This window comes from Oceanimonas marisflavi, from assembly GCF_003049725.1.
GTDB classification, from domain to species: Bacteria; Pseudomonadota; Gammaproteobacteria; order Enterobacterales; family Aeromonadaceae; genus Oceanimonas; species Oceanimonas marisflavi.
On sequence record NZ_QAGM01000025.1, the window covers coordinates 1 to 22,854 of the forward strand.

Below are 22,854 nucleotides of genomic sequence, written 5' to 3' on the forward strand. Positions count from 1 at the left end.
CTCATTTGCTTGGCTGGAGAAGTGTCGGAGGCTGTGGAAGAACTGCGAGCGCAAGCTCAATACGAGCTTGCAGTTCATCCACTTGGCATTTTTGGTTTTGCTATTACGGAGATCGTAAACAGGTTCTCAGAGCCGGAATCCCTTCTGCAGACGATTACGTGTACAAGTCCTTGAGTAGGTTGCGAATGAGCGAAGCGAATTCCAACACGAAGTCGACTGCTGAATTGTTGGGATTCGCTTCGCTCATCACAACCTACCACTCCTTACAGCTTAATTGGTGCCAGCCCACATTATTGATAAGACCAGGGCCGGTTGGGCTTCTTCTTGTTACGGGCAACGGCCATAATGCCATTTTCGCCCTTATTTTACCGAGCCAAACATGACCCAAGTGGACACTCTCACTCTTGTGCTGGCCGCCCTGGCCTGCTTTAGCGGCGCCTATGTGCAAACCGCCATCGGTTTTGGCATGGCAGTGGTGGCCGCGCCCATTCTGTTTTATCTCGACCCGGAGCTGGTGCCCGGCCCGCTGATGGTCGCCCTGCTGATCATGTGCCTGGTGAACGGCTGGCGTTTTCGCAAGGGGCTGGAGCTCAACCTGCTGGCCCCGGCGCTGCTGGCGCGCATTCCCGGCAGTGCCGTGGGTGTGTGGCTGCTGGTGGTGCTGCCAATAAAGTGGCTGGCGGTGCTGATCGCCATCACCATCATGCTGGGCGTGCTGGTGCGCCTGAAAAATATCACCCTGCCCATGACCAAAGCCAATATGGCCCTGGGCGGGTTTCTCTCCGGCGTGATGGGTACCAGCACCACCATTGGCGGGCCACCCATGGTGCTGGTGATGCACGGCTCCGACATGCACCGCATTCGCGCCAACCTGGCGGGCTTTTTCGTGGTGTCCACCCTGATGTCGGTGGGCGCCCTGGCCACCGGCGGTTTTCTTACCCAGGAGCACCTGCTGATGGCCCTGCCACTGGCCGTTGCTGCTCTGCTGGGCAACTGGCTGGCGGCACACACCCTGCACCTGGTGTCGCGCCCCGTTATGCACTACGGCTCGCTGTCGCTCTGTACCCTTGCGGTTATCGGTATGTTAATCAATACCTTGAACTAATCCCCCGCAAACCGTGGCATTGTTAAACGAGGCATAAAGTCCGATAATAACGGCCGTCTTTCTGGATTGCCGAGTGATCATGTCTGAATACCTGCTGCTGTTTGTCGGCACCGTACTGGTCAACAACTTCGTTCTGGTGAAGTTTTTGGGCCTGTGCCCGTTTATGGGGGTGTCGGGAAAACTGGAAACCGCCATTGGCATGGGGCTGGCCACCACCTTTGTGCTGACCCTGGCCGCTGCCTGCTCCTATCTGGTGAACCAGTACATACTGATGCCGCTGGACCTGCTCTATCTGCGCACCCTGTCGTTTATTCTGGTGATCGCCGTGGTGGTGCAGTTCACCGAGATGGTGGTGCACAAAACCAGCCCGGCGCTCTATCGCCTGCTGGGCATCTTTCTGCCGCTGATCACCACCAACTGCGCCGTGCTGGGCGTGGCCCTGCTCAATATCAACGAGCAGCACAACTTTATGCAGAGCCTGGTGTACGGATTTGGTGCGGCGCTGGGCTTTTCCCTGGTGCTGGTGCTATTTGCCGCCATGCGCGAGCGCCTGGCCGGCGCCGATGTGCCCGTCCCCTTTCGCGGTCCGGCCCTGGCGATGATCACCGCCGGCCTGATGTCACTGGCCTTTATGGGCTTCACCGGACTGGTCAGGTTCTGAGATGACACAGATTCTTATTGCCATTATCGTGCTGGCGCTGCTGGCACTGATCTTCGGGCTGATGCTCGGCTTTGCCGCCGTGCGTTTCAGAGTGGAGTCGGATCCCATTGTTGAGCAGCTCGACGAGCTGCTGCCGCAAACCCAGTGCGGCCAGTGCGGCTATCCCGGCTGCCGTCCCTACGCCGAGGCCGTGGCCAACGGCGACGACATCAACAAGTGCGTGCCCGGCGGCGACGCCACCATGCGCAAAATGGCCGATCTCATGGGGGTCGAGCCCCAGCCCATGGGCGAGGAAGCCGCCGAGCCGGTAAAAAAGGTCGCCTTTATTCACGAGGACATGTGCATCGGCTGCACCAAGTGCATTCAGGCCTGCCCGGTAGACGCCATTGTCGGCTCCACCAAGGCGCTGCACACCGTGATTGTCAGTGAGTGCACCGGCTGCGATCTCTGTGTGGATCCCTGCCCCACCGACTGCATTGAAATGGTGCCGGTGAAGGTCACTCCCGACAACTGGAAATGGCAGCTTGAGCCCATTGCCATCAAGCAGGTGAATTAAATGTCGCTGTTAGCAAATCTTCAGGCAGGCAAACTGCACGACTTTCATGGCGGCATTCATCCGCCCGAGCGCAAGGCGCCGGCCAACCTTAACCCCATTGTGGACGCCGGCCTGCCCGAGGAGCTGGTGTTGCAAATTCGCCAGCATATCGGCCAGCCCGCCCGGCTGCGGGTCAAGGTGGGGGATCGGGTACTGAAGGGCGAGCGCCTGACCGACGCCGACAACCCCATGATGATTCCGGTGCATGCCCCTACCTCGGGCACCATTACCGCCATTGAACAGCGCCCCCTGTGCCATCCGTCCGGCCTGGACGGCGAATGCATTATTCTGGCTCCCGACGGCCGGGATGAATGGCGCCCGCGCTTTCCCATGACCGACCTTGAGGCGCTCGGCACCGATGTGCTGCTGGAGCGTATTCACGAGGCCGGCATCACCGGCCTGGGCGGCGCCGGCTTTCCCTCGCATATCAAGCTGCGCCCGCGCAAAAAAGCCATTGAGACCCTGATCATCAACGGCGTGGAGTGCGAGCCCTATATCAGCGCCGACGACCGGCTGATGCGCGAGCACGCCGGTGAGATCCTGTCCGGTGTGGCCATTCTGCGCCAGATTGTGCAGCCCGGACTCACCGTGATCGCGGTGGAAGACAACAAGCCCGAGGCCCTGGCCTCCCTGCGTGAGGCCAACACCAGCGAGAACGTGCTGGTGGTGCCCGTGCCCACCAAATACCCGTCCGGCGGTGAAAAGCAGCTGATCGAAATCATTACCGGCCAGCAGGTGCCCCACAACGGCCTGCCCGCCGACATTGGCATAGTGGTGCAGAACGTGGGCACCGCCTTTGCGGTAAAGCGCGCTGTGGTAGACGACGAGCCGCTGATCCAGCGGGTGGTGACCATTGCCGGCGAGTGCTTTGCGGAAAAATGCAACGCCTGGGTACGCATTGGCACCCCGGTGCGCTACCTGCTGAAACGCTTTGGTTTTACCCCCGGTCCCGAGCCCAGAGTGATCATGGGCGGCCCCATGATGGGCTTTACCCTGCACACCGCCGCCGCCCCGGTGATCAAGGGCAGCAACTGTGTGCTGGCGCCGGCGCTGGATGAGCTGTCGCCGCCGGTAGAAGAGCAGCCCTGCATTCGCTGCAGCCAGTGCGCCGACGCCTGCCCCGCCAGCCTGCTGCCCCAGCAGCTGTACTGGCATGCCCGGGCCAATGAGCACGACAAGCTCAACAGCCACAACCTGTTTGACTGCATCGAGTGCGGCGCCTGCGCCTGGGTGTGCCCCAGCCAGATCCCTCTGGTGCAGTATTACCGGGTGGCCAAGGCCGACATTCGCCAGGCCCAGCGGGAAGCGGAGCTGGCCGAGCACGCCAAAAAACGCTTTGAAGCCCGCCAGGCCCGGCTGGAGCGGGAGAAACTCGAACGTCAGGAGCGCCAGCAAAAAGCCGCCGCCGAGCGCAAGGCGCGCATGGCCGAACAGGTGGCCGCCGGCGGGGAAGATCCCGTGGCTGCGGCCCTGGCCCGGGTCAAGGCCCGCCAGCAGGCGGAAGACGCCGACGACATGGCCGCCGCCCGCGCCGCCCGCAAGGAAGAGGCCCGCCGCAACCGGGAACGCAAGGCTGCCGAAGCGGCTGCCGGTGCGGCACCGGCAGGCGATGATAAAAAAGATGCGGTAGCCGCTGCCGTGGCCCGCGCCAAGGCCCGCAAGGCCGCTCAGGCCGAGACCGGCAACGAGGCAGCATCGGCGGAGCAGTCTGCCGACGATAAAAAGTCAGCAGTGGCTGCCGCCGTTGCCCGGGCCAAGGCCCGCAAAGCCGCTCAGGCTGCGGAGCAAAACGACGCTACGCCAGCCACCACGCCGGCGGAAGCCCCGGCCGAAAAGCCAGCGGACGATAAAAAAGCCGCGGTGGCCGCTGCCATCGCCCGGGCCAAGGCCCGCAAGGCGGCTCAGGCTGCGGAGCAGAATGAACCGGCAACCGTGCCCGCCGCCGGGCCGGAAACCCCGGCGGACGACAAGAAAGCCGCCGTGGCCGCCGCCATCGCCCGCGCCAAGGCCCGCAAGGCGGCTCAGGCTGCAGCGCAGAACGAGTCTGCACCAGCCGCCACGCCGGCAGAAAAGCCGGCGGACGATAAAAAGGCCGCGGTGGCGGCTGCCGTCGCCCGCGCCAAGGCCCGCAAGGCCGCAAAGGAAGCCGAACAGGCTGAGCCCGTCGCCGAACCGACGACCAGCGCCGACGACGATAAAAAGGCCGCCATTCGCGCCGCCGTGGCCAAAGCCAAGGCCCGCCGCGCCGCGGCCTCCAACCAATCAGAACCGGAAGACAAGTCCTAATGGGTTTTCATATCAGCAGTTCACCCCATGATCACGCCCCCCTCAGCACCAATGTGCTGATGCGCCGGGTTTGCTACTGCCTGCTGCCGGGCATTGCCGTGCAATGGTGGTTCTTTGGCTGGGGCAGCCTGGTGCAGATTGCCCTCGCCGTGCTCACCGCCTACGCCGCCGAGGGCCTGGTGCTGAAGCTGCGCCAACGCCCCCTGGGCATATTGCGTGACAACTCGGCACTGCTCACCGCCCTGCTGATTGGCATTGCCATTCCGCCGCTGGCGCCCTGGTGGCTGGTGGTGATCGGCACCGCCTTTGGCATTATTATCGCCAAACAGCTTTATGGCGGCCTGGGCCAGAACATCTTCAACCCGGCCATGGTGGCCTATGTGCTGCTGCTGGTGTCGTTTCCGCTGCCCATGACCAGCTGGCTGCCGCCGCTGGAGCTGCAGCAATATCCGCCGGGGCTGGCCGACAGCCTGTCGGCCATTTTCACCGGCTTTACCCTGGACGGCTTCAGCCCCCATCAGCTCCGTGAACTGGCGGACGGCACCACCATGGCCACTCCATTAGATACCCTGAAAACCGGCTTTACCCAGGGGCACACCGCCGGCGAGATGCTGCAGCAGCCCATTTTTGGCGGTCTGGCCGGCATTGGCTGGCAGTGGGTTAACCTGGCCTATCTGGCCGGTGGTCTGGCCCTGCTGCGACTCAAGCTCATCAGCTGGCCCATTCCGGTGGCCATACTGGGAACCCTGGCGGTGCTGAGCCTGCTGGGCTTTATGATCTCCCCCGACACCACCGCCGGTCCGCTGATGCAGCTGTTTTCCGGCGCCACCATGCTGGGGGCCTTCTTTATCGCCACGGATCCGGTGTCGGCGTCCACCACCTTCAGAGGCCGGCTGATCTACGGCGCCCTGATCGGCCTGCTGGTGTATCTGATCCGCACCTTTGGCGGCTACCCCGACGCCATCGCCTTTGCGGTGCTGCTGGCCAACCTGACGGTGCCGATGATCGACAGCCTGACCAAACCCGCCACCTACGGAGCCCGTCGCTGATGCTGGACACAATGCGCAAAAACGGCCTGGTGCTGGCCGCCTTCGCCCTGGTGTGTACCGCCCTGGTGGCGGTAACCAACAGCCTGACCCGCAGCACCATTATCGAGCAGGAGCAGGCCCAGCTGCTGGCGGTGCTGAACGAGCTGCTGCCGGATCATACTCACGACGAGCCCCTGTATGAACATTGCGCGCTGGTGGAAAGCCCGCAATATCTGGGCAGCGCCTCCCCGCTGCCGGTATTTACCGCCGTCAAGGGCGGCGAGGTGCAGGGCCACGCCATTGAGGCCATTGCCCCCGATGGTTACAGTGGTGAAATCAAGCTGGTGGTGGGCGTAAATGCCAACGGCAGCCTCTCCGGTGTACGGGTGCTCAACCACAACGAAACCCCGGGCCTGGGCGACAAGATTGAACTGAAAAAATCAGACTGGCTGCTCGACTTTGACGGCCAGCAACTGAACGGCGCCGAAGATCCTCGCTGGGCGGTGCGTAACGACGGCGGCCAGTTCGACGCCTTTACCGGCGCCACCATTACCCCCAGAGCCGTGGTGGGCGCGGTGCGCAGAGTGCTGCTGATGGTGAATGAACAACCCGGCCTGCTGAGCGAGGCGCCGAGCTGCGGAGAAAGCTTATGAACGAGCAACACAAAGACATTATTCGCCAGGGTCTTTGGGGCAACAACCCGGCGCTGGTGCAGATCCTCGGGCTGTGCCCGGTGCTGGCGGTGACCAATACCCTGACCAACGCCCTGGGGCTGGGCATTGCCACCCTGCTGGTGCTGGTGGGCTCCAACCTCAGCGTGTCACTGGTACGCCAGTGGGTGCCGAGCGAGGTGCGCATTCCCATCTATGTGATGATTATCGCCAGCCTGGTGACCTGTGTGCAGTTGCTGATGAACGCCTTTACCTATGGCCTGTATCAGTCGCTGGGCATTTTTATTCCGCTGATCGTCACCAACTGCGTGATCATCGGCCGGGCCGAGGCCTTTGCCTCGAAGAACAGTGCGTCTCTGGCGGCGCTGGACGGCCTTATGATGGGCCTGGGCTTTACCGCCGTGCTGCTGGTGCTGGGCGGTCTGCGCGAGCTGCTGGGCATGGGCACCCTGTTTGACGGCGCCGAGCTGCTGCTGGGCGACTGGGCCGCCGGCCTGCGCATGGACGTGCTGCACCTGGACAACGGCTTTTTGCTGGCCATTCTGCCGCCGGGCGCCTTTATTGGTCTGGGCCTGCTGATCGCCGCCAAAAACTGGCTCGACGGCCGGCTGGCGGCCCGCCGGGCCCCCGCCCCCAAAGCCGAAGTCACCCGAGCACGAGTAACCTCACTATGAACATGGATAAACGCCGGCAAATTCTGGAACGGCTGCGGGCGGAAAACCCGCACCCGACCACCGAGCTCAACTTCAACAACCCCTTTGAACTGCTGATTGCGGTGCTGCTTTCGGCCCAGGCCACCGATGTGAGCGTAAACAAGGCCACCATTGGGCTGTTTGCCGCCGGCCCCACTCCGGCGGCCATGCTGGCCCTGGGTGTGGACGGGGTGAAAGAGCACATCAAGACCATCGGCCTGTTCAATTCCAAGGCCGAAAACGTCATCAAGACCTGTGCCATACTGCTGGACAAACACGGCGGCGAGGTGCCGGAAAACCGCGAGGCCCTGGAGGCCCTGCCCGGCGTGGGCCGCAAAACCGCCAATGTGGTGCTCAACACCGCCTTTGGCTGGCCCACCATTGCCGTGGACACCCATATTTTCCGGCTGGCCAACCGCACCAGATTCGCCCCCGGCAAGAACGTGGACGAAGTGGAGCAAAAGCTGCTGAGATGGGTGCCCGCCGAGTTCAAGCTCGATGTGCACCACTGGTTTATTCTGCACGGACGCTATGTGTGCACCGCGCGCAAGCCCCGCTGTGGCGCCTGCGTGATTGAGGATTTGTGCGAATTTAAAGACAAGCAGTACCCGGCCGGTGAATAACCGCGCCAACACACAACAACGGGAGCAATGACCATGCGAATTCTGCACACCATGCTGCGAGTGGGTAACCTGGACAAGTCCATCGCCTTTTACACCGACATCATGGGCATGAAACTGCTGCGCACCAGCGAAAACACCGAATATGAATACACCCTGGCCTTTGTGGGCTACGGCGACGAGAAAGACGAAGCGGTACTGGAGCTGACCTATAACTGGGGCACCGAGAGCTACGATCTGGGCAACGCCTACGGCCATATCGCCATTGAAGCGGAAGACATCTACGGTATGTGCGAGCAAATTCGCGCCGCCGGCGGCAAGGTGACCCGCGAGCCGGGCCCGGTAAAAGGCGGCACCACCGTCATCGCCTTTGTGGAAGATCCCGATGGCTACAAGATTGAGCTGATCGCCAAAAAGGACGCCGGCAAGGGACTCGGACAATAACCAGCCGTAAGCTTTAAGCTGTCAGCTTTAAGCCGAACGAAGGGCCTGCAGGCACAATGCCGTGCCTGCAGGCCTTTTTGTTGTCATTCCGGCCTCCGAGGGCTGTAGGTTGGCAATGAGCGCAGCGAATTCCAACATGTCACAGCCGCCTTCGTGTTGCGATTCGCTACGCTCATCACAACCTACTTCTGACCGCTTACAGCTCCCCGAAGGGGTTCAGCGCATGGGCAGCTCTACGTCCTCAAACAGCTTTTCGATGTCGTCGGGAGATTTCAGGGTAATGGCCTTGTCGACCCGCTCCCGGGTCAGGTGGGGGGCGAAGCGCTCCATAAAGTCGTACATGTAGCTGCGCAGAAAGGTGCCCTTGCGAAAACCGATTTTGGTGGTGCTGGGGGCAAACAGGTGGCCGGCGTCGATGGCTACCAGATCGCTGTCTTCCTTCGGATCCACCGCCATGCTGGCAAGCACGCCAATGCCAATCCCCAGGCGCACATAGGTCTTGATCACATCGGCGTCGGTGGCGGTAAACACCACCCGCGGCTCGTAACCGGCCCGGTTAAAGGCCACGTCGAGCTGGGAGCGGCCGGTAAAGCCGAACACATAGGTCACCAGCGGAAAACCGGCAATGTCGGCAATGCTGGGCTGGCTGATGGCAGCCAGCGGATGATCCCTTGGCACCAGAATACAGCGGTTCCAGTGGTAACAGGGCAGCATGATCAAGTCCTGATACAGATGCATGGCCTCGGTGGCGATGGCAAAGTCGGAGGATCCCTTCGACACCGACTCGCTGATCTGCACCGGCGTGCCCTGATGCATGTGCAGCGATACCTTGGGATAGCGCGCAATAAAACCCTTAATCACCTCGGGCAGGGCGTAACGGGCCTGGGTATGGGTGGTGGAAATATTGAGCGAACCCTGATCCGGGTGGGTATGCTGACTGGCCACCGCCTTGATGCTTTCCACCTTGCCGAGGATCTCGCCGGCAATGCGAATAATGTCACGCCCGGCCGGGGTGATCTGGGTGAGGTGCTTGCCGCTGCGTTCAAATACCTGAATGCCCAACTCGTCTTCCAGCATGCGCACCTGCTTGCTGATGCCGGGCTGCGAGGTATAAAGGCTCTCGGCGGTGGCCGAAACATTGAGATTGTGGTTGGCCACTTCGACGATGTAACGCAACTGCTGAAGTTTCATGGTGATCCAGTTTCATGGTGACTTGTGTAAATACTATCAGACCTTGGCAAAAGATCCTCTGCAATGGTGCCGTTCGGGCACTTTAATATGATGCTAACAGCCTGAAACATCACCGATTATTAACCCTGCGCGTTAGCCAGCCTTTTCTGAATGGGTTAACATTCGGGCTCACTCACACATCATGACTTCACGCCCCATGTCTTCACTTCATGCCCTGCTGGGCGACACCAGTGCTTTTTTTAACCGCCTGGCCAGTGCCATGGCCGAACATGGCTTGCCCGTCACCCTCGGGCCCATGGATCACCTCTGCTACCGCGCCAGCAGTAATAAAGAATACTTGATGCTGAAAGACCGGCTGGCAACTCACGGCAAGGTGCTGGTGGAAGGCATGATCGGCGGCCGGCCCATTATCACCTGGGCCCTGCACCGGCCCCTGGCCAGCCCCTTTGGCCCCGTGCCCTGCCTGGAGCTGGCCGCACCCAAGCCCGGCAAAACCCACCACCGCGGGCTGGAGCACGGAGAGATAGTGGTGCCCAGCCTTACCGCCCTGCTTGAGCGCTATCCGCACGTACCCTTTGAGCAAAAGGGGCTGCCCGATGAGCTCACTCTTTCCCTGCCCCCCTTGCAGGTGAAGTTTCACTGCCGGACACTGGCCGACACCATTGCCGAAGAAATTGCCGAAAGTGCTGTAGTGCCGGTGCCGGAGGGGTATTTTTCGATGTAGGTTGGCGATGAGCGAAGCGAATCCCAACACGAAGGCGGCTGCTACTCATTCCAGCCTACGGCAGCGTGCACACCATTTCCCGACGCTCATGGCCCCGCAGCCGCCAGGCAAGGGCGCCGGTCACCGCCATCACCAGGATCATGCCCAGACTCACACCGGGCAGGCCCGCCGCCTGCCAGAAGGGATAAAGATAAAATCCGCCCAGGCTGGCGCCGGCGTAGTAAAACACCAGATAAAGCGATGACGCCAGCGCCCGGTGTTGCGTGACACTGCGCCCTACCCAGCTGCTGGCACAGGCATGGGCCAGAAAGAAAGCAAAGCTGTCTATCAGCAGCGACGCCATGATCACCGGCAGCCGTTCACTGAGCAGCCCCAGGCTGCCCAGGGCCATAATGCCGATGGCCGCCAGCAGGGTATTACACAAACCAAAACGACGCGCCAGCATGCCGCTCACGCCGGACGCCAGGGTGCCGGTCAGGTAGGTCAGAAACAGCAGCCCCAGGGCCGCTGGCGCCAGGGCGACGGGCGGTGCCGACAGGTAAAAGGCCACATAGGTATACTGATTGAGAAACACCATAAAATTGAGCCCGCCCACCAGATACACAGGCCACAGCAAGGGATTACGCACATGGGCCAGCAGGGCAGTGCCGCCCTGCCCTTTCTGTGCCGGCACAAAGCAACGGGACTCGGGCAGCAGCCGGGGCAGCAGGCCCCACAGCAACAGGCTGATGCCGCTCAGCACCAGAAAGCTGGTCTGCCAGTGCCCGGCCAGATCGGCCACCAGCCCGCCAAACACCCGGCCCGCAATGCCCCCGAGGGAATTGGCGGCAATGTATATACCAATGCTGGTGATCAAGGCCCTCGGGGTAAATTCCTCTCCCATATAGGCCACCGCCGTGGCCGGCAGGCCCGCCAGAAAAAAGCCCTGCAGACCACGCAACAACACCAGACTGACAAACCCCGGCGCCCAGGCCAGGCTCACCCCCAACAGCAGGGCCACCAGCAGAGTGCCCAGCATCACGCGCCGGCGTCCCACCCTGTCCGCCATGCGCGCCCAGAATAACAGGCCCGCCGCCAATCCCAGGGTGGCCGCCGACAGCACCCAACCGGCACCCAGTGCCGACAACGCAAAATCCTGCGCCAGCCAAGGCAGCAGCGGCTGGGCCACATAGAGGTTGACGAATACCAGCAGCGAGCCCAGCGCCAGAGCCAGAGTGGCCCGCCACCAGTGGGCAGTATTCAGTTCGGTCATGACAAGGCTCCAGGGCGATTCCTGCCTTGACCTTACGCCCTTCACAAGAATAATTTAAATATATATAAATTATCGATTTTATAAGGTTAATTTATGATTGATCCACGCTGGCTGCGCCAGTTTGTTGCTGTGGCCCACACCGGCAACATTACCCGGGCCGCCGAGCAGTTACACCTGGCCCAGCCGGCGGTGACCATGACCCTCAAAAAGCTGGAACACCAGCTTGGGCTGACCCTGTTTGAACGCCATCACGGGCGACTGCACCTGACCACCGAAGGCAAACGGCTGCATGAGCACGCCGAGCGCATTCTGGCCGCGCTGGCGCTGGCCGAGCAGGACATGGCCGCGCTGCACGACGTCAATGCCGGTGAAGTGACCATTGGCATTCCCAGCATGCTGGGCTCGTTTTACTTTCCGCCCTTGCTGATGGCGTTCAAACACCGCTACCCGGGGCTGAGCCTGCGTATTGAAGAAGCCGGTACTCAGAGCGTGCAGGCAGAGCTGCTGGCAGGCCGGCTCGGGCTTGGCATAGTGCTGACTTCCGACCTGCCCGCCGGTCTGTGCAGCCTGCCCCTGCTGCGGGAAGAAATGGTGGCGGTAGTGGCACCGGATCATCCCTTTGCCCATCAGTCTCACATTCGCCTTGACGACTTTCTGGCCGAGGAGCTGGCGGTGTTCCGCCACGGCTTTTATCACCGGGAATACATTGACGCCATGGCCCGGCTGCGAAATATTCAGCCGCGTATCGGTTTTGAGAGCAATCTGATCCCCCTGCTCAAGGCGGTGGTGAAACAGGGCTTTGCCATCACCACTTTTTTGCGCATGGTGGTGAACAATGATGACGATCTGGTGCCCATCTCCTTTGAAACGCCCTACTTTCTGGATCTCTGCCTGGCCTGGCCCGCCGGGCGGCATCTGTCCCGGGCCGAACAGGCCTTTATCGACTTTATACGCGAGCAGCCCGCGCACCTTTACAGTCATGGCAAACATTCGTTATAACATAACAAATGTTCCATAATGGAGAATCAAATGACTCTTAAGCCCATGGCCCTGGCCATCTCCCTGCTGCCCTTCACCTTGGCCGCCAACACCCAGCTGGGCGTGCACGAGCACGGCTTTGGCCAGCTGAACCTGGCTCAGAACGGTAACCAGCTGGTGCTGGAGCTGTTTTCTCCCGCCGCCGACATTGTGGGTTTTGAACATAATCCGGAGACCCACGAAGAGCAGAGTGCATACGCTCACGCTCTGGAAAAGACCCTCGACGGCGCAGCCCTGTTTCACCTGACACGCGCCGCCGGCTGTACCCTGACCGGGGCCGCCCATGCCAACGGCGACGAGCACCATGACGATGAGCATCACCAGGACGAACATGCCAATCATCACGATGATGACGACCATGACCATCACGATGATAAGCACGGCCATCACCATGATGACAAACACGATCATGAGCCTCACGGCGAGTATGGCCACAAGGACATCAGCGTTCGTTACCATTACCAGTGCAGCGAGCCCGAAGCGCTCAACGGCATTGAGGTAACCCTGTTTGAGCAGTTCCCGAGCTTTACCCGTGTCGAGCTGCAGGGCATTCTGCCCACCGGCCAGATAGCGGCCACCCTGACCCCGGACCAACCCCGGGCTGGCTGGTAACATGACCCCGCTTATCGCCATTCACAACCTGCAATTCGCCTGGCCCGGCCAGCCCGCCCTGCTCAGCATCGGCGAGCTGACCCTGGCCCCCGGCGAGCGGCTCTTTATCAAGGGCCCGAGCGGCAGCGGCAAGAGCACCCTGCTCGGCCTGCTGGCAGGCATTCATGCGGCCCCACGGGGGGCGCTGCATATTCTGGGACAGGATCTGGGCGCCCTGCCGGCCCGCAAACGGGACCGGTTCCGCGCCGATCACCTGGGCTATATCTTTCAGCAGTTCAACCTGCTGCCCTTTCTGTCGGTAACGGAAAACGTCACCGCCGCGCTCACCTTTTCACGACACAAGCGCCGCCGGCTAAGCGACTCCGCCGAGCAGGAAGCCAAACGCCTGCTCGCCGCCCTGCAACTGCCCGAGCGCCTGTGGCAGCAGCCGGTGCACCAGCTCAGCATTGGTCAGCAGCAGCGGGTGGCCGCCGCCCGGGCGCTGATTGGCCGGCCCGAGCTGGTCATCGCCGACGAGCCCACCTCGGCGCTGGACGCCGACAGCCGCGCCGCCTTTATGCAGTTGCTGTTTGCCGAATGCGACCACCAGGGCAGCGGCCTGGTGTTTGTGAGCCACGATACCGGGCTGGAGCCGCTGTTTTCCCGGGTGGAATCCCTCAGTGCACTGAACGGAGCAAGCTCATGCTGAGTCTGGCCTTTAAAAGTTTGTGGGCGCGTCGCCTGACTGCCAGCCTGACGGTGCTGGCCATTGCCATCAGCGTGGTGTTGCTGGTGGGGGTCAACAAGGTGCGCACCGAGCTGAAAGACAGCTTTGCCCGCACCATTTCAGGCACCGATCTGATCGTGGGCGCCCGCTCCGGGCAAATCAACCTGCTGTTGTATTCGGTGTTTCGCATCGGCAACCCCACCAACAACATCAGCTGGGAATCCTACCAGCGCATTCGCCAGCAAAAGGGCGTGGCCTGGACGGTGCCGCTGTCGCTGGGCGATTCCCACCAGGGGTACCGGGTGCTGGGCACCAGTGAAGACTATTTTCGCCATTACGCCTATGGCCGGCAGCAGGCTCTGACGTTTGCCGAAGGCCGTCCCTTTGCCGGCACCTTTGAGGCGGTGATCGGCGCCGAGGTGGCACGCCGGCTCGGCTACCGGCTTCAGGACAAACTGGTTATCGCCCACGGCGCCGGCAACACCTCGTTCAGCCTGCATGACAATCTGCCCTTTACCCTGGTGGGTATTCTGGCCCCCACCGGCACCCCGGTGGACAGAACCGTGCATATTCGCCTGGATGGGCTGGAAGCCACTCACCTGGGCTGGCAAAGCGGTCGGCAGACGCAAAAACTGACCCCGGACGAGGCCCGCCAGGCCAGCCTTGAGCCCGAGGCCATCACCGCCTTTCTGGTGGGGCTGGAAAACCGAGTGCTGGCCTTTGGCCTGCAACGCAGCATCAACAACTACCGGGCCGAGCCGCTGTCGGCCATTCTGCCCGGCGCCGCCCTGCACGAGTTGTGGAGCATGATGAGCCTGGCGGAGCAGGCCATTGCCTTTATTGCCCTGTTTGTGGTGGTGGCCGGCCTGCTGGGCATGCTCACCACCCTGCTGGCCGGGCTCTCGGCCCGGCGCCGGGAGCTGGCCATTCTGCGTGCTCTGGGTGCCGGCCCCCGGCACCTGTTTGCCCTGCTCACCCTGGAGGCGGCCCTGCTCACCCTGCTTGGCATGGGACTGGGACTGTTGTTACTCTACGGCATACTGCTGACGGCAGCGCCCCTGTTGCAGGCCCACTACGGGCTGCTGCTGACACCGGGCCTGCCCGGCCCGGAAGAATGGCGACTGCTCGGATTTATCTGGCTGGCGGGTATCATCACCGGCCTGTTGCCGGCGGCCCAGGCCTTTCGCTACTCCCTTAACGATGGAATGAGTATTAAACAGTGAAACTGACACACGCACTGATGGGGCTGGCGCTGCTGGCCGGCCCCGCCCTGGCCGATGACTATCAGCTGACCGAGTGGGACGATTTGATCCCGCTGGAAGAGCAGCTCAACCCACCGCCCTTTCCCGAGGTGGATCACGAGGACGAATTCGCCATTCCCGCCCAGCCAATAGGCAAGGTGGTGCCCGCCCTCAATGGCAAAAAAGTGCGCCTGCCCGGCTTTGTAGTGCCGCTGGAAGGCGACAGTGAAACCATCACCCAGTTCTTTCTGGTGCCCTATTTCGGCGCCTGCATTCATGTGCCGCCGCCGCCCACCAACCAGATTGTGTACGTCAACTACCCCAAGGGCGCCAAAGTGGATGACCTCTGGGACGCAGTCTGGGTGGCCGGCACCCTGAGTACGGTAAGCGCCAGCAACGACATTGCCGACGCCGCCTATTCGCTGGAAGGGGTCTCGGTGGAGCCGTATGACCTTTAATTGGTGAGCGTTTTAAGCATCCATACATCACAGCCGCCGTGCTCCGAGTCCATCAGAGGTTCACTGAGGCGGCGAAAGCCCAACCGTTCATAAAGGCCAATGGCGTCGGTCATGCTGCTCAGGGTGTCGAGATAACAGGACGAAAACCCCCGCTCCCGGGCAAAGTCCAGACAGGCCACGGCTAGCCGCCGGCCAATGCCGTGGCCCCGGGCCTCGGGCAGCAAGAACAGTTTTTTCAGCTCGCAGATATCCGGGGTGTTTCCCAGGGGCGCCAGGCCGGCGCCACCCACCACTCGACCGTTCAGCTCCGCCACCAGATAGCGGCTGTTGCGCTCAGGGGTGTAATGCCGGCTCATGTGCTGCACTTCTGCATCGCCGGGGCCGAACCCCTCGCCCACGGCGCCGAATTCGGCGCCCACTGTGCGAATAATCCGGCAAATGGCGGCATCATGCTGGGAAGTAATAGGTGTAATGGTAATGAAGGGCTGTTGCACTGGCTGCACGGGTGACTCCTTACTGTCCGGCGGGAAAAAACACCGCCAGCCAGATGGTGGCCTCATCGGCGGCGGTATGACAGACGCGGTGTTTCTGGTGAGCGGGTATATAAAGATGATCGCCGGGCACCAGCGTCTGCCGGCGGCCATCCTCAAATTCCAGGGTGCCACTGCCGGTGAGCACCAGCACCCATTCGTCTTCGGCCTGATCGTACCAGCCTTCGGCGGGTGACGTGTGCCCGCGGGATACAATGCGCTCAATACGCACACCGGGGGTGTTCAGCAGCTGGTCAAACCGCTCTTCGGTCAGATCCGTGGGCAGTGAATGAAACAGGTTGGCCATGGTGGAACTCCTTGCATCTGAGTCCCGCAGGGTAACCGAACAGGGCAGCCCGCGCCAAAGAGATCGACCGCCCCGACAGATCAGGTGTTGGGATCTTGGGAATTCCCCGCCGTGTGGAACACGGGTGCGCGGGGCTTGAGTCCCAGAAAAAAGCTCAGCAGACCGGCGGCCAGGATCAGCAGGGTGATCACCAGCAGTTTGGCATAGCTGTGCTCCACGCCAAACAGCGGGCCTATCAGGCTGACATGGCCGCCTTTTTCCAGAAAATAGAGCACGGCGCCGGCCACCGCCGACGCAAAGGTCAGCACAAAGCTCCAGCGCGCCACCTCGCGCCCGCCCAGAATGCAGAACAGGATCAGCGGCGTCAGCGCCAGCGAGGCGGTGCCGCTCACCGCCACCGCGTCAAACAGATCCTGGCTGCCGGTAAACACCAGCACCAGGCCACCCAGAGCGAAACCGGCCATGGCCAGCCGGCCGCTGCCGGCGGTGGGCCGGCCCAGCCCCATGTCCATCACCATCAGTTTGGCGGCGCTGGCCAGAGTGGAGTCCAGGGTGGAAGCGGCCGAGATCACCAGCGCCAGCCCCAGCAACAGCATGGCGTGAGTACCCAATAAACGCTGCAGGGCGGGCAGCAATTCCTCCCCTTCCATGGCTTGCAGGCCGGCGAAGACCCCCAGCAGACCAAAGGCCAGGATCAGCAGGGCCGACAGCCAGAAGGCATGCACAAAGCTGCGCCGGGTAGTGCTACGGTCGGCGAGAAAGCCCCGGTCCATCATCACCGGATCGTGCAGCGGATAGCTCAGCACCTGCAGCAGCGCCACCACCAGCAAAATCCAGCCCGGGCTGGTCCATTCCGGGCTGCTGGCCAGCACCGCCAGCCAGCTGAACAGCGGGTGCATAAGCGCCTGCAGGCCCAGCAGCACGATCAGCACCAGCAGCAGCCCCATTTGCAGCACATCGGTACGCAGCGAGGCGCGCAGCCCGCCGCTCATGGAATAGAGCAGAGTCAGGCCGGCCACCGCCACCATGGCCACGGTGTGCCCCTGGCTGCCGGCCACGCCGAACACCATGCCCACCACCAGCAGGTTGGCGAACACCTCACTGAGCAGCCGCAGGGAAATGAGCAGGTTGTAACAGCCCACGCCCACCCGGCCAAAGCGCGCGGCAATAAAGCCCTGAATATTGTGGGCGCCATGGCGGTAACGCAGCCGGTCGACGATCAGCCAGCCGGTGAGAAAAGAGCCGTAATAGGCGCTGTAGGCCAGGGCCCCGGCAATGCCGTAGAAATAGCCGAGAATGGCGGCGTTAAGCAGGGAACGGGCAAAGATCCAGGTGGTGACCTGGGAAAACACCAGGGTCAGCAGCCCCGGTGCCCCGCCCTGCTCGTTCTGCCCGGCAAAAAAGCCTTCGGCGGTGCGCACCCTGGGGGCCAGCATCAGACTCAGCAGGCCCACGCCGGCCAGCATCACCATCAGGGCGATTACGGGAAATTCAATCATGACTGTCTCCTTGTCTTGGTTTCCACACTTTGCTGTCGTGCACCCACCCGCGGTTATTACATGGCACCACCATGATGATGGGGCCGCAGGCTCTCGGGCACGCCCCGGTGGCTCATGCCCCCTTCCCTGAGCCAGCGCTGGGTGTGGCAGCGGGCCCGGCGCAGCAGGCCGGCGGTGACGGAAAAATCAAACACCGACACCGCCTGGGGGCACAGGGGCGCCACCACATGAATGTCGGCCTGATGCTGGTAGTGCTCCACATCGCGCACCAGCTGCCACATGCTGAGCAGGTTAAGGGTATGCAGCGCCAGTGACGCCATGGTGGCCGGCACCGCCGGGCAGGCGCAGCCAAAGCCGGTGGGCAGCACCAGCAGCCGCTCGGCGCCCAGACCAACGGCGCTGGCGATGGGGGTATTGCTGGCCACGCTGCCGTCCACCAGCGCCTTGCCCGCGATTTCCCGGTGCGGATACACCAGTGGAATGGCGGCGCTGGCCAGCAGGGCCTCAAGCAGCGGGCCACTTGAGAGCACGGTTTCCTGTCCGGTAAGCAGCTCGGTGGCCACTATGTGCAGCGGCAGGGCGGTGTCTTCTATGCGGCTGACCGGCAGCCGGCGCTCGAGCAGGTGTCCCAGCGCATCCGCCTGCACCAGGTGGTTCTGTCCCAGCAGCAAGGATTTGAGCGCACTGAAGGTATGAATGGGGAACACGTCTTCGCTGCGCAGCGACAGCCAGATATCCGCCAGCTCCTCCACCCCGCGCCGGTGGGGCCGGGCGGCGAAATAAGCGCCGTTAATGGCTCCTACCGAGGCCCCCACCACCATGTCAGCGTGAAAGCCGTGCTCCAGCAGGGCCTGCAGCATGCCCACCTGCACCGCCCCCAGGCTGCCGCCGCCGGCCAGTACCAGGGCGGTTCGGCTCCGTGCGTGTTCGCTCATATTGTTTCCTCCCGGCCATGCCGGCGTGCCAGCAACAGGTAAAGCGAGGGCACCACAAACAGGGTGAAAAAGGTGCCGATGGCCATGCCGCCTACCAGCACCAGACCAATGGAGTTGCGCGCCGCCGCCCCCGGGCCGTCTACCAGTATCAGCGGAAAATGCCCCGCCACGGTGGCGGCCGACGTCATCAGCACCGGCCGCAGCCGGGTCATGGCCGCCTGTTCAATGGCCTCGGCCTTGTTCTGCCCCTGACGCTGCAGGCTGTTGGCGAACTCCACGATCAGAATGCCGTTCTTGGCCACCAGCCCCACCAGGGTGACCAGCCCTACCTGAGCATAGATGTTCAGGGTGGTGGTCCAGCCATCGGTCCAGAACGGCAGATCCGGATTGGGCATTTTCAGCACCGTGAAGATCAGCGCGCCAAACATGGCCAGGGGCACCGAGCCCAGCAGGATCACCAGCGGGTCACGAAAGGAATTGAACTGCACCGCCAGCACCAGAAAAATCATCACGATGGCCAGCCCCAGCGCCGGCAGAAACTTGCCTCCCTCGGTGCGCAGCTGGCGCGATTCACCGGTGTAGTTGATGCTGTAATCCGCCGGCAGCACCTGTTGCGCCGTGGTTTCCAGCACCGCCAGGCCTTCATCCAGCCGGCCGGTCATGCCCGACAGCTTGATGGCGTTAAGCTGCTGAAAGCGGTTAAGGGAGCGCGGCACCGTGCTGTTTTCCAGGGTGGCGATGGCCGACAGGGGCACCAGCCGATCTTCCGGTCCACGCAGGTAAATATCCCCCAGCTGCTCCGGGTTGAGCCGCCCGTCACGCACCAGCTGGGGGATCACCTTGTAGGCGCGACCATCGATATTGAACCGGTTGACGTAGTTGCCCCCCAGCGCCGCCCCCAGATCCAGACCCACCTGGCGCTGGGTCAGTCCCAGCGCCGCCAGCTTCTGGTAGTCGAGCAGGATCTCGGTCTGGGGCTGATCGATTTTCAGATCGATCTCCGGCGGAAAGTAAAACAGCCCGCTTTCCATCGCCGCCTGCTGCAGTCTCTGAGCCCAGGGCAGCATGTCGGCGGGCTCGTCGGTGGAGGTGATCACAAACTCCACCGGAAAGTTGCTGCCCCCGGGCAGGGCCGGCGGCTGGGCCACAAACACCTGCAGCCCGGGAATGGCGTTCATGCCCTGCTGAATTTCCGGCACCAGCTCGCGAATGCTGCGCGTACGCTGATCCCAGGGCTTGACCACCATGCCGCTGAAGCCACCCACCCCCAGGGCGGCGGCAAAGGGATCCGACGGCGACAGCAAAATCTGAAAGGTCAGCGCCCGCTCCGGCGCTTCCAGAAACACCCGCTCGGCCGCCCGGCCAAAGTGCACCTTTTGATCCGCCGAGGCGTTGGCGGCGTTGTTGATAATGCCGAACATAAAACCCTGATCTTCCAGCGGCGCCAGCTCCCGGGGAGAAAACAGATACATGGGCACCACCAGCAGGCCCAGACCGCCCCAGAGCACATACACCGCCGTGCGCCGGGCCAGCACCCGTGCCAGCCAGCGGCCATAGGCCAGCCGCAGCCGGTCAAAGGCGTGATTGACCCGGCCGGTGAGCCCTCGCTCCTCGCGCTCGGCGCTCTTCAGCAGGGCCGCACTCATGGTGGGCGACAGGGTCAGCGCCACCACCCCGGAGATGATCACCGCCCCGGCCAGGGTCAGGGCAAACTCCCGGAACAAGGAGCCGGTCAGCCCGCCCTGCAGACCGATGGGAATGTACACCGCCGCCAGGGTCATGGTCATGGCGATCACCGGACCCATCAATTCCCGGGCGCCGATCAGCGCCGCCTCCTTTGGGGTGCGCCCTTCCCGCAGGTGCCGCTCCACGTTTTCCACCATAACGATGGCGTCGTCCACCACCAGCCCCACCGACAACACGATGGCCAGCAGGGTGAGCAGGTTGAGGGTGAAGCCGGCCAGCTGCATCAGAAACACGGCGCCGATCAGCGACACCGGAATGGCCACCACCGGCACCAGCACCGAGCGCCAGGAGCCGAGAAACAGGAAGATGACCCCCACCACGATCAGCAGGGTTTCCATCAGGGTGCCGACCACCTCGCGAATGGCGTTGTCCACGTATTCCGAGGCGTCGTAGCCTATCTCCGCCGCCAGCCCCTCGGGCAGATCCGCCCTGAGTTTGCCAAGATCGGCCCGCACCCCGGCGATCACCTCGATGACATTGGTGTTGGGCAGCGGAAAGATCCCCATAAACACCGCGGTCTGACCGTTGAAGCTGACCTCGGTGTCATAGTCCTCCGCCCCCAGCTCCACCTCGGCCACGTCTTCCAGACGGACCAGGATATCGTCCTGACGCCGCACCACCAGCCGGCGGAATTGCTCGGCACTGTGCAGATCGGTATTGGCGGTAAGATACACCTGCACCAGCGCCCCCTTGGTGCTGCCCACCGCCGACAGAAAATTATTGGCGGCCAGCGCCTGGCTCACCTCGGCAGGGCTGATGCCCAGCGCCGCCAGCCGTTCGGGCTGCAGCCATACCCGCATGGCAAAGGTGCGGGCGCCGAAGATCTCGGCCCGCTGCACCCCGGGCAGGGCTGCCAGCCTGGGTTGCACCATACGCACCAGATAATCAGTGATCTCGCTCTGGGACAGCCGCTCTGAAGAAAAGCTCAGGTAGGCGGCGGCAAACTCGGAGTCCGCCGACTGCACGCTGATGGCGGGCACCTCGGCCTCGGCGGGCAGCTGGTTGCGTACCTCGTTGACCTTGGCGGTAATGTCGGCCAGCGCCTGGGTAGGCGGGTAGTTGAGCTTGAGCCGGGCGGTCACCAGTGACAGGCCCAGCAGGCTTTTTGACTCCACATAATCGATGCCGTCGGCGGATGCGATGGCCCCTTCAATGGCGGTGGTGACAAAGCCGCGCACCACCTCGGCGCTGGCGCCCACATAGGGGGTGGCCACGATCACCGAGGCGTTCTCGCTTTCGGGATATTGACGCACGCTGAGCGACCACCAGGCCTGGGCCCCGGCAATCACGATAAGCAGGCTGACCACCAGCGCCAGCACCGGGCGCCGCACAAACATGTCGGTAAAGGCGGGCATCAGCTGTTGCCCGGTTGCGGGTTGAGGGAAAACGCCGGCGCCAGCCGGTTGTCGACTTCCACCCGCATGCCCGGGCTCAGCTTGAACACGCCGGAAGACACCACCTGCTCGCCGGCGTTTACCCCTTCACTTACCGCCACAAAATCGCCCAGCCGCCGGCCCAGTTGCACCGGCTGGCGGCGCAGCACCCGGACGCCGTCGACTTCGCCGGGCTCAATCAGAAACACCGCATCGCCGTCCGGGCCGTGCGCCACTGCCGTGAGCGGCACCAGTAACAACGGGCGCCGGCTCCCCAGCCGCAGCGCCACCGGCACGAACATGCCCGGCCGCAGGCTGCCGTCTTCATTATCCAGCACCGCCTGCACCCGTACGCTGCGGGTGGCGGCGTCCAGCTCCGCATCAAAGGCGTTCACCCGGCCGGCAAACGTCCGTCCGGGCCAGGCGTCGCTGGTCACGGTCACCGTCAGCCCCCGGCGCAGCCCGGCCAGTTGCTGCTGGGGCAGCGAAAAGTCCACCTGCACCGGGTCAAGTACCTGCAATGACACTACCGGGCTGCCCTTTTCCAGAAACCGCCCCGGACTGGTGCGGCGAATACCCAGCCAGCCGCTGAAGGGCGCGCGCAGGGTTTTGCGGGCGATCAGGGTTTCAATAAACTGCTGCCGGGCCCTGGCCTGCTGATAGTTACTGGTCACTTCATCAAGCTCCCCCTGGGCGATACTGCTGCTTTGCTGCAGGGCACGGGCCCGGTTGAGTGACAGCCGGGCCAGCGCCGTGGCGGCCCTGGCCTCCTGCAGCTGTGCCTGCTCCAGATCCGTATTCAGGCGCAACAGCAAGGCCCCCGCTTCCACCCGGGTGCCGGCTTCAAAGGCCACCTCGGTCACCACGCCTTCGGCCTCGGTGCGCAGCACGGCCCCCTGTATCGCCGAGACCGTGCCTACCGCCGCCACCTGCGGCTGCCACTGGTGCTCGCGCACCGCCATGGCGGTGACCCGCTCCGGCGGCATCACCATGTTCCCGGCGGCCTCGGCCATGGCACCGAACTGGGCGAGCTTGATCAGCACCAGCACCGCCGCAATGGGCAGCAGTGCCAGCAGGCCGGCCAGCGCCCAGGCAAGGCGTGAGCGCATGCTCCCTCCCCGGTTAAAACAAACGACTAAT

23 protein-coding genes and 1 pseudogene are annotated in these 22,854 nt (G+C 63.0%); 16 read left to right on the top strand and 8 right to left on the bottom strand.

Annotated features, from left to right (window positions below; translation table 11 throughout):
- The 10 genes and pseudogenes from DA373_RS13700 to gloA form a co-directional block, all read left to right on the top strand.
- Positions 1-118, top strand: a pseudogene (locus tag DA373_RS13700) (IS5/IS1182 family transposase); the annotation flags it as partial.
- 261 nt (positions 119-379) lie between these two features.
- Positions 380-1,105 carry a sulfite exporter TauE/SafE family protein gene (locus tag DA373_RS13705; protein ID WP_107852873.1) on the top strand — a complete coding sequence of 242 codons (726 nt, stop codon included), beginning with the start codon at positions 380-382 and terminating at the stop codon, positions 1,103-1,105.
- Between the two features lie 79 nt (positions 1,106-1,184).
- Positions 1,185-1,766 carry an electron transport complex subunit RsxA gene (gene rsxA, locus DA373_RS13710; protein WP_107852908.1) on the top strand — a complete coding sequence of 194 codons (582 nt, stop codon included), beginning with the start codon at positions 1,185-1,187 and terminating at the stop codon, positions 1,764-1,766.
- 1 nt (position 1,767) lies between these two features.
- Positions 1,768-2,322 (top strand): electron transport complex subunit RsxB, encoded by a 555-nt coding sequence (gene rsxB, locus DA373_RS13715; RefSeq protein WP_107852874.1) that lies wholly within the window; start codon positions 1,768-1,770, stop codon positions 2,320-2,322.
- Positions 2,323-4,647 (top strand): electron transport complex subunit RsxC, encoded by a 2,325-nt coding sequence (rsxC, locus tag DA373_RS13720; RefSeq protein WP_107852875.1) that lies wholly within the window; start codon positions 2,323-2,325, stop codon positions 4,645-4,647.
- The gene (rsxD, locus tag DA373_RS13725) at positions 4,647-5,696 is read left to right on the top strand and encodes an electron transport complex subunit RsxD (RefSeq protein ID WP_107852876.1); all 1,050 of its coding nucleotides are present in this window, start codon (positions 4,647-4,649) and stop codon (positions 5,694-5,696) included. The genes rsxC and rsxD overlap by 1 nt, the downstream gene beginning before the upstream one ends.
- Positions 5,696-6,328, top strand: coding sequence for an electron transport complex subunit RsxG (gene rsxG / locus DA373_RS13730; protein WP_107852877.1), 633 nt, complete (start codon positions 5,696-5,698; stop codon positions 6,326-6,328). Before rsxD ends, rsxG begins: the two co-directional genes overlap by 1 nt.
- Positions 6,325-7,020, top strand: a complete 696-nt coding sequence (locus DA373_RS13735) for an electron transport complex subunit E (protein WP_107852878.1) — start codon at positions 6,325-6,327, stop codon at positions 7,018-7,020. Before rsxG ends, DA373_RS13735 begins: the two co-directional genes overlap by 4 nt.
- Positions 7,017-7,661, top strand: coding sequence for an endonuclease III (gene nth / locus DA373_RS13740; protein ID WP_107852879.1), 645 nt, complete (start codon positions 7,017-7,019; stop codon positions 7,659-7,661). The genes DA373_RS13735 and nth overlap by 4 nt, the downstream gene beginning before the upstream one ends.
- 33 nt (positions 7,662-7,694) lie before the next feature.
- A complete protein-coding gene (gene gloA / locus DA373_RS13745) occupies positions 7,695-8,102 on the top strand; it encodes a lactoylglutathione lyase (RefSeq protein WP_107852909.1) in 408 nt (135 codons plus the stop codon).
- A gap of 216 nt (positions 8,103-8,318) precedes the next feature.
- On the opposite strand, the gene cysB is transcribed toward gloA, so the two are convergent.
- On the bottom strand, positions 8,319-9,293 hold the full coding sequence (gene cysB / locus DA373_RS13750) for an HTH-type transcriptional regulator CysB (protein WP_107852880.1): 975 nt from the start codon (positions 9,291-9,293) through the stop codon (positions 8,319-8,321).
- 196 nt (positions 9,294-9,489) lie between these two features.
- Between cysB and DA373_RS13755 the strand changes: the two genes are divergently transcribed.
- Positions 9,490-10,017: a VOC family protein gene (locus DA373_RS13755; protein ID WP_107852881.1), complete on the top strand. Its 528-nt coding sequence runs from the start codon at positions 9,490-9,492 to the stop codon at positions 10,015-10,017.
- Between the two features lie 55 nt (positions 10,018-10,072).
- On the opposite strand, the gene DA373_RS13760 is transcribed toward DA373_RS13755, so the two are convergent.
- On the bottom strand, positions 10,073-11,269 hold the full coding sequence (locus tag DA373_RS13760; RefSeq protein WP_107852882.1) for an MFS transporter: 1,197 nt from the start codon (positions 11,267-11,269) through the stop codon (positions 10,073-10,075).
- 93 nt (positions 11,270-11,362) lie between these two features.
- Between DA373_RS13760 and DA373_RS13765 the strand changes: the two genes are divergently transcribed.
- The 5 genes from DA373_RS13765 to DA373_RS13785 are packed head-to-tail and all read left to right on the top strand — an operon-like array spanning position 11,363 to position 15,324.
- The gene (locus DA373_RS13765; protein ID WP_107852883.1) at positions 11,363-12,268 is read left to right on the top strand and encodes a LysR family transcriptional regulator; all 906 of its coding nucleotides are present in this window, start codon (positions 11,363-11,365) and stop codon (positions 12,266-12,268) included.
- 30 nt (positions 12,269-12,298) lie between these two features.
- The gene (locus tag DA373_RS13770; protein WP_107852884.1) at positions 12,299-12,919 is read left to right on the top strand and encodes a DUF2796 domain-containing protein; all 621 of its coding nucleotides are present in this window, start codon (positions 12,299-12,301) and stop codon (positions 12,917-12,919) included.
- A 1-nt stretch (position 12,920) separates the two neighbouring features.
- The gene (locus DA373_RS13775) at positions 12,921-13,607 is read left to right on the top strand and encodes an ABC transporter ATP-binding protein (RefSeq protein WP_107852885.1); all 687 of its coding nucleotides are present in this window, start codon (positions 12,921-12,923) and stop codon (positions 13,605-13,607) included.
- Positions 13,601-14,848, top strand: coding sequence for an ABC transporter permease (locus DA373_RS13780; RefSeq protein WP_107852886.1), 1,248 nt, complete (start codon positions 13,601-13,603; stop codon positions 14,846-14,848). The genes DA373_RS13775 and DA373_RS13780 overlap by 7 nt, the downstream gene beginning before the upstream one ends.
- Positions 14,849-14,865: 17 nt before the next feature.
- Positions 14,866-15,324 (top strand): DUF3299 domain-containing protein, encoded by a 459-nt coding sequence (locus tag DA373_RS13785; RefSeq protein ID WP_198650320.1) that lies wholly within the window; start codon positions 14,866-14,868, stop codon positions 15,322-15,324.
- On the opposite strand, the gene DA373_RS13790 is transcribed toward DA373_RS13785, so the two are convergent.
- The 6 genes from DA373_RS13790 to DA373_RS13815 all read right to left on the bottom strand — a co-directional run bounded on the left by DA373_RS13790 (position 15,321) and on the right by DA373_RS13815 (position 22,823).
- The gene (locus DA373_RS13790; protein WP_232821280.1) at positions 15,321-15,827 is read right to left on the bottom strand and encodes a GNAT family N-acetyltransferase; all 507 of its coding nucleotides are present in this window, start codon (positions 15,825-15,827) and stop codon (positions 15,321-15,323) included. The two genes, DA373_RS13785 and DA373_RS13790, sit on opposite strands and share 4 nt — an antisense overlap.
- 10 nt (positions 15,828-15,837) lie before the next feature.
- Complete coding sequence (locus DA373_RS13795) at positions 15,838-16,161, bottom strand: cupin domain-containing protein (RefSeq protein WP_107852889.1); 324 nt, start codon at positions 16,159-16,161, stop codon at positions 15,838-15,840.
- 80 nt (positions 16,162-16,241) lie between these two features.
- The gene (locus DA373_RS13800) at positions 16,242-17,660 is read right to left on the bottom strand and encodes a sodium:solute symporter family transporter (protein WP_107852890.1); all 1,419 of its coding nucleotides are present in this window, start codon (positions 17,658-17,660) and stop codon (positions 16,242-16,244) included.
- Between the two features lie 56 nt (positions 17,661-17,716).
- Positions 17,717-18,595, bottom strand: coding sequence for a patatin-like phospholipase family protein (locus DA373_RS13805; RefSeq protein ID WP_107852891.1), 879 nt, complete (start codon positions 18,593-18,595; stop codon positions 17,717-17,719).
- On the bottom strand, positions 18,592-21,696 hold the full coding sequence (locus DA373_RS13810; protein ID WP_107852892.1) for an efflux RND transporter permease subunit: 3,105 nt from the start codon (positions 21,694-21,696) through the stop codon (positions 18,592-18,594). The genes DA373_RS13805 and DA373_RS13810 overlap by 4 nt, the downstream gene beginning before the upstream one ends.
- Positions 21,696-22,823 carry an efflux RND transporter periplasmic adaptor subunit gene (locus DA373_RS13815; protein ID WP_107852893.1) on the bottom strand — a complete coding sequence of 376 codons (1,128 nt, stop codon included), beginning with the start codon at positions 22,821-22,823 and terminating at the stop codon, positions 21,696-21,698. Before DA373_RS13815 ends, DA373_RS13810 begins: the two co-directional genes overlap by 1 nt.
- Between the last annotated feature and the right edge of the window lie 31 nt (positions 22,824-22,854).

Bases quoted from the DNA above. Each gene is read 5' to 3' on its own strand.
- DA373_RS13705 (WP_107852873.1), top strand. From the start codon at position 380: ATGACCCAAGTGGACACTCTCACTCTTGTGCTGGCCGCCCTGGCCTGC.
- rsxA (WP_107852908.1), top strand. From the start codon at position 1,185: ATGTCTGAATACCTGCTGCTGTTTGTCGGCACCGTACTGGTCAACAAC.
- rsxB (WP_107852874.1), top strand. From the start codon at position 1,768: ATGACACAGATTCTTATTGCCATTATCGTGCTGGCGCTGCTGGCACTG.
- rsxC (WP_107852875.1), top strand. From the start codon at position 2,323: ATGTCGCTGTTAGCAAATCTTCAGGCAGGCAAACTGCACGACTTTCAT.
- rsxD (WP_107852876.1), top strand. From the start codon at position 4,647: ATGGGTTTTCATATCAGCAGTTCACCCCATGATCACGCCCCCCTCAGC.
- rsxG (WP_107852877.1), top strand. From the start codon at position 5,696: ATGCTGGACACAATGCGCAAAAACGGCCTGGTGCTGGCCGCCTTCGCC.
- DA373_RS13735 (WP_107852878.1), top strand. From the start codon at position 6,325: ATGAACGAGCAACACAAAGACATTATTCGCCAGGGTCTTTGGGGCAAC.
- nth (WP_107852879.1), top strand. From the start codon at position 7,017: ATGAACATGGATAAACGCCGGCAAATTCTGGAACGGCTGCGGGCGGAA.
- gloA (WP_107852909.1), top strand. From the start codon at position 7,695: ATGCGAATTCTGCACACCATGCTGCGAGTGGGTAACCTGGACAAGTCC.
- cysB (WP_107852880.1), bottom strand. From the start codon at position 9,293: ATGAAACTTCAGCAGTTGCGTTACATCGTCGAAGTGGCCAACCACAAT.
- DA373_RS13755 (WP_107852881.1), top strand. From the start codon at position 9,490: ATGTCTTCACTTCATGCCCTGCTGGGCGACACCAGTGCTTTTTTTAAC.
- DA373_RS13760 (WP_107852882.1), bottom strand. From the start codon at position 11,269: ATGACCGAACTGAATACTGCCCACTGGTGGCGGGCCACTCTGGCTCTG.
- DA373_RS13765 (WP_107852883.1), top strand. From the start codon at position 11,363: ATGATTGATCCACGCTGGCTGCGCCAGTTTGTTGCTGTGGCCCACACC.
- DA373_RS13770 (WP_107852884.1), top strand. From the start codon at position 12,299: ATGACTCTTAAGCCCATGGCCCTGGCCATCTCCCTGCTGCCCTTCACC.
- DA373_RS13775 (WP_107852885.1), top strand. From the start codon at position 12,921: ATGACCCCGCTTATCGCCATTCACAACCTGCAATTCGCCTGGCCCGGC.
- DA373_RS13780 (WP_107852886.1), top strand. From the start codon at position 13,601: ATGCTGAGTCTGGCCTTTAAAAGTTTGTGGGCGCGTCGCCTGACTGCC.
- DA373_RS13785 (WP_198650320.1), top strand. From the start codon at position 14,866: ATGGGGCTGGCGCTGCTGGCCGGCCCCGCCCTGGCCGATGACTATCAG.
- DA373_RS13795 (WP_107852889.1), bottom strand. From the start codon at position 16,161: ATGGCCAACCTGTTTCATTCACTGCCCACGGATCTGACCGAAGAGCGG.
- DA373_RS13800 (WP_107852890.1), bottom strand. From the start codon at position 17,660: ATGATTGAATTTCCCGTAATCGCCCTGATGGTGATGCTGGCCGGCGTG.
- DA373_RS13805 (WP_107852891.1), bottom strand. From the start codon at position 18,595: ATGAGCGAACACGCACGGAGCCGAACCGCCCTGGTACTGGCCGGCGGC.
- DA373_RS13810 (WP_107852892.1), bottom strand. From the start codon at position 21,696: ATGCCCGCCTTTACCGACATGTTTGTGCGGCGCCCGGTGCTGGCGCTG.
- DA373_RS13815 (WP_107852893.1), bottom strand. From the start codon at position 22,823: ATGCGCTCACGCCTTGCCTGGGCGCTGGCCGGCCTGCTGGCACTGCTG.